General features: G+C 47.1%; 5 protein-coding genes. 3 read left to right on the top strand and 2 right to left on the bottom strand.

The window, feature by feature from the left end; genetic code table 11:
• Window positions 1-766 precede the first annotated feature (766 nt).
• Window positions 767-1,387 (top strand): hypothetical protein, encoded by a 621-nt coding sequence (locus tag M3200_RS08860; protein ID WP_022383165.1) that lies wholly within the window; start codon window positions 767-769, stop codon window positions 1,385-1,387.
• Between the two features lie 71 nt (window positions 1,388-1,458).
• Here M3200_RS08860 and M3200_RS08855 read toward each other — a convergent pair whose 3' ends face one another.
• Together M3200_RS08855 and M3200_RS08850 are read right to left on the bottom strand one after the other, a co-directional pair.
• On the bottom strand, window positions 1,459-2,715 hold the full coding sequence (locus tag M3200_RS08855; protein WP_022383164.1) for a GNAT family N-acetyltransferase: 1,257 nt from the start codon (window positions 2,713-2,715) through the stop codon (window positions 1,459-1,461).
• A 20-nt stretch (window positions 2,716-2,735) separates the two neighbouring features.
• On the bottom strand, window positions 2,736-3,593 hold the full coding sequence (locus M3200_RS08850; RefSeq protein WP_288178260.1) for a DUF2156 domain-containing protein: 858 nt from the start codon (window positions 3,591-3,593) through the stop codon (window positions 2,736-2,738).
• Between the two features lie 279 nt (window positions 3,594-3,872).
• On the opposite strand from M3200_RS08850, the gene M3200_RS08845 reads away from it, so the two are divergent.
• Window positions 3,873-4,244 carry a RidA family protein gene (locus M3200_RS08845; RefSeq protein WP_022383162.1) on the top strand — a complete coding sequence of 124 codons (372 nt, stop codon included), beginning with the start codon at window positions 3,873-3,875 and terminating at the stop codon, window positions 4,242-4,244.
• Between the two features lie 12 nt (window positions 4,245-4,256).
• Window positions 4,257-4,461 (top strand): nitroreductase family protein (locus M3200_RS08840; protein ID WP_288178259.1); only part of this gene is annotated, 205 nt, incomplete at its 3' end.

Below are 4,461 nucleotides of genomic sequence, written 5' to 3'. Positions count from 1 at the left end.
GACGGAGCAAGGTCAAAGGCATTCTTCCCCGCTGAGGCAGGTCAAGTTCCTCCACTACGATGCTAACGGATAGTATCGAATGAGTATCTTACGGTTTTCATTTACGGTGAACGTATTTAAATGATAGTGATAATATCGGTAAGGGTCGGTACGGAAGGTTTTAACCTGCCCGTCGGGGAAGGATCCAGCCTACATTTATACTGATGCTGGAGAAAGGGGTGCAGTTCCTTCGAGTGAAGCTCGGTCGTCCGGTTTTCTCTTTTTCCACGAACGAAGTTATATAAGTTTAAGACAAATCAGATTGGATATTTTTCATTTCTCATCGCAGGGCTGCCCCCAACGGAGGGAAGTGCCCGAAGGGCGAAAGGGGTGCAGTTTCTAAAAAGGCGAAGCATCATCGCTCAGGGTGTCAGAGCTCGCCCCGTAGGGGGAGCTGGCGGCGGAGCCGACTGAGGAGGTTCATTTCCCAGGCTGCAAGGCGGTTGTATGGTTTTTCATGTTTTACTTTTCCTACTAGCAAAGCTCGGTTGTGCGGTTCTAAGCTTAATACAAATGTATTTGTGTTAAATAATCCTCTAATCAAATTTAACCGAAACCCTTTAAAAAAAGTTTGTGAACAGGAAATATATATTTAAATTAGCTATAACAAAATTCTATTAATTATTGTAACAATTATGATTTTTTGGCTTTTGAGAATACAAATTCCCTATGATATGCTGTAAATATCTAAATCCGGAACAATTTTAAACGGAAGGGAGAATTATTTATGAAGAGATTATTTATTTTTCTATCAGCTTTATTTGCTTTGTTCCTCTTACAGGTTGCACCAGCACAGGCAATTTCTTTAGGATCCAAGACTGCATCTGCTAAGGGACCGGATACATTACTTATTATTCAATTGGATCCGAATTATGTTGGTAAACCGGGAGAAATTGAAAAAAGAATTTTTGATTCATTTGCTGATGAGGTCAAAAAAGCAGGACACACCGTAGTACCATTTGCTCAGGCGCAGAAAGATCTTCGTATTTATCTTCGTGAAGAAGCCGATACAGATACTCAGCGTGAACAGGATCTCGGAGTAGTATTAAAATCAAAAGATTTTAAGGCTTTAGCTGCAAAAGAAAATGTTCAGTATGTCCTTTTAGTTTCTACAAGAACAACTTCCGCAGAAGTAAAAGCAAATTTCTTCACTGGACAGAGAAAGAATCTTACCGTTCTGACAAATATTGTACTTTATGATGCGAAAGCTGGAGATTATCTTGCTGACCAGAGTTATACAGAGATCGGAAAGACATCTGGCAGCTATGATAGAGCTTATAGCCGTGCGACAAATAAACTTTTAGATGAAGTAAATGTTGCTGATTTTTATAAAGGCAATGTTTACTAAAACAAGTAATTAAATAGGGCTGTGGCAAAATAATTAACCATTTTGTCACAGCCCCTTTTATTTTATCCTTATCAGAACCATTCGTTGATCCAGTTGCGTTCTCTTGGAAGCATGGCTACGGCCAGGTCCACCGCTTTTTCTGCTGCTTCATCGTCAGAGAGAAGGATCTTCGCTCTTTCTGCTTCGACGAGTTCGGAGAGGTCGGCTGCGCCCATGAAGAGTTCGGCGAGGCTTCCTGCGTCGATGCTGAATACGGGATCGGGGACGGAGCCCAGGCGGAGGCCTGAGATGTCTTCGATGTGGCATTTCAGATCGTAGAAGACGTCTTCCTTCAGGGCATGGATCCTGCCGTCCTCGGCGCGGAGGACGTAGATGCCGCTGTTTTCAGGAAGGAAGGAATCGATGAGCTGGAATGCGATTTCTCCCTTGATTTCCTTGCTGCAGGGAAGGCCGTCAAAGGCGATGACAGGGTCGATGACGCGTCCGAGCATGAAGGGGAATGTGCGGTTCTTGATATATGTATGCTCAGCGCCGTCCTGCCAGTAGCGGAAGGAGTGGTCGTCAAGCGGTTCGTACCATACGCAGGTATCGACGGAGCCCTGATGCCCTGCCATGAAGGCATAGAGCGCTTTGCGTCCTGCTTCGTTCTTGAATGCCATTTCAGAGGCGATCATTTTTCTGTCGTCCAGGGTGTAGAAAAGGTATCCGGATGGGCCTTTTCTGTCATAGGTGACAGCGATATAGCCTTCAAGAAGCTGTGCATCGATGTGCTTCTCCCAGGATTTTTCATCCCTGTAAGCCCAGCCGTTTCTCTTCTTTGTGTATTCTCTGTAAATCGAAGCGAGGTCTTTCCAGTCATTGGAGCTCGTGAGAGTCCGGCAGGATTCGGCTCTTCTTCCCAGAGCTGCGAGCCTTTCAGGTGCTGCGCTTCTTTCCCACTGGTGGGCATAGAAGCCAAAGCCCATCGGAAGGTAGAAGGAAGCGGCCGACGGCATCAGGATGACGAAGGGCTTGTCTTCTTTCAGCGCGAGATGGAATTCGCCGCGGATGAGCTCCTTGGCGTACCCTCTCATGCGCGCTGCCGGGTGGGTCGCAACGCCGACGATGTAGTCGACGGGATAGCGGAGCCCTCTGATGGAAAGGTCATAAGGACGGCGGTGCAGGTCGCATGCGATGCTGCCCTGGTTCTCGCCTACGAGGATTTCCTCCGGCTTGGCAAGCTCTTTGAAGTACCATTGAAAGAACGGATCTGTCGGCGGTTCGAAGCAGTAGCCCCAGAGCGCCTTTACATCAGACTCGTCGGAGAGTGTAGATTTGCGGATTTTCATCTTTCCTCCTTGTCAACAGGTCAGTCAGATGATTTCTTCAGCACGACATCAAACTTTTCAGTCAGATGATCCGGGTTGTAGCCCATCTTCGCCTCACGCAGGCCTTCGATGCCCAGGTCTTCTTCGCGGTTGACGAATTCCGTGTCGGCAAATTCATGGATCAGGAAATCCCTGTTGATCGCCTGATATAATCCCCTGATATTCGGATTTGCCTTTTCAAAAATAATATGTGCCATTCTTTCATTGACAAGGTCGCCATTGGTGAAGGCTTCCACCTTGCCGTAAATACGAACGATCGCGCCTTTGACGCCCAGTTCATCCCAGTTGTCAAAGCAGATCTTCATGGCTTCCTCTTCTTCCTCGATGTCGCCATGACGTTCGAACCATTCATGGATGCCCGCTTTCGCATCTTCCATGTTTTCCTTCGTGATCGATTCGTAGGTGTAATCCCCGCCGTACTGACGGAGGAATGCATTCAGGTGATTCTTCTTCATGCGGAGCTTCTTGCCCGGCAGGCTGATCATGTCAGCGGTGCGGTACACGTACTCCTCATTGTCTCTGTCTTCGATGAAATCATACTTGCCCGGCAGCAGTCTTTCGATCTGTTCCGTCACCCAGCGGGATGCGGACTTCAGGCGGAAAGGCATGCCCAGCTTATCGAGTTCTTCATGAATCAGGTCAAGGCCATGCTTGAATTCCTCTTCTTCCTTGGCAAATGGCGGAAGGAAGAAAAGGTCCTTGCCATGTCCTGCACGGATGAAGAGGATATTATCCTGAACAGCCCAGGACGTGTCGTGCGCCTTCTGCCAGATGAAAAGCGTATTGAATGTGCAGTCGATCTGCTCATAATGGTGAATGCGGAAGAATCCGTCGATCATTTTCTTATCTTCTATGCGAAACGGATGAAATTCTATGATGCCCATCTCCTTATAAATTTGTTCTGTATACATTGTTTCGTATATATTTAAATTTTTGAATACTATCTGTTTCTATTCTACCACATATAGCAAGGAAAGGAAAAAAGAAGGCCAGGAAATACGAATGATTGTATCTCAGCTCCCTACAGTGGTTCCCCTTTGGGTACTTCTTGCTTTTATATCTATTTAAGGTTTATATTTAGGTCAGAATCTTTATATTTTTCCATTGGAGGGATTTTCATGAAGACTATTGAAACGAAGCATGCTCCGGCTGCGCTGGGACCGTATTCTCAGGCTAAGAAGGTCGGAAATCTTGTATTTTTATCCGGTCAGATCGGAATCAATCCGGAAACGGGAAAGCTTGCTGAGGGGCTGGAGGCTCAGGCTGAGCAGGTTTGCGCAAATATCGAGGCTGTGCTGAAGAAGGCCGGCGCAGATATGGAAGCCGTCGTGAAGACGACTTGTTTCCTGACGGATATGGAAAATTTCGCAGCTTTCAATGAAATTTACGGGAAGCATTTCATCAGCAAGCCCGCCAGAAGCTGTGTGTCTGTCCTGGCTCTCCCTGCCGGGGTGCTTTGTGAAGTGGAAGTCATCGCTCACGTCAAATAAGGAGGATTTCTTATGGATTTCAAGACGCTTTGTACCGGATGCCGTACGTACCGACGTTTCACGCAGGAAAAGATTGCTCCGGAAGTATTGGATGAATTGATGGACAATGTCCGCATCGCGAACAGCGCGATGAACGGGCAGGTGCTCCGTTATGTGCTGGTGAAGGATCCGGATCTCGTTGCCAAGATGCAGCCGATGATTCACTGGGCCGCTGCTC

The organism is Dialister sp. CAG:357, assembly GCF_000435155.1.
Classification (GTDB): Bacteria; Bacillota; Negativicutes; order Veillonellales; family Dialisteraceae; genus Dialister; species Dialister hominis.
The sequence above is the reverse complement of the archived record's forward strand: the minus strand, read 5'-3'. Positions and strand labels throughout refer to the sequence as shown.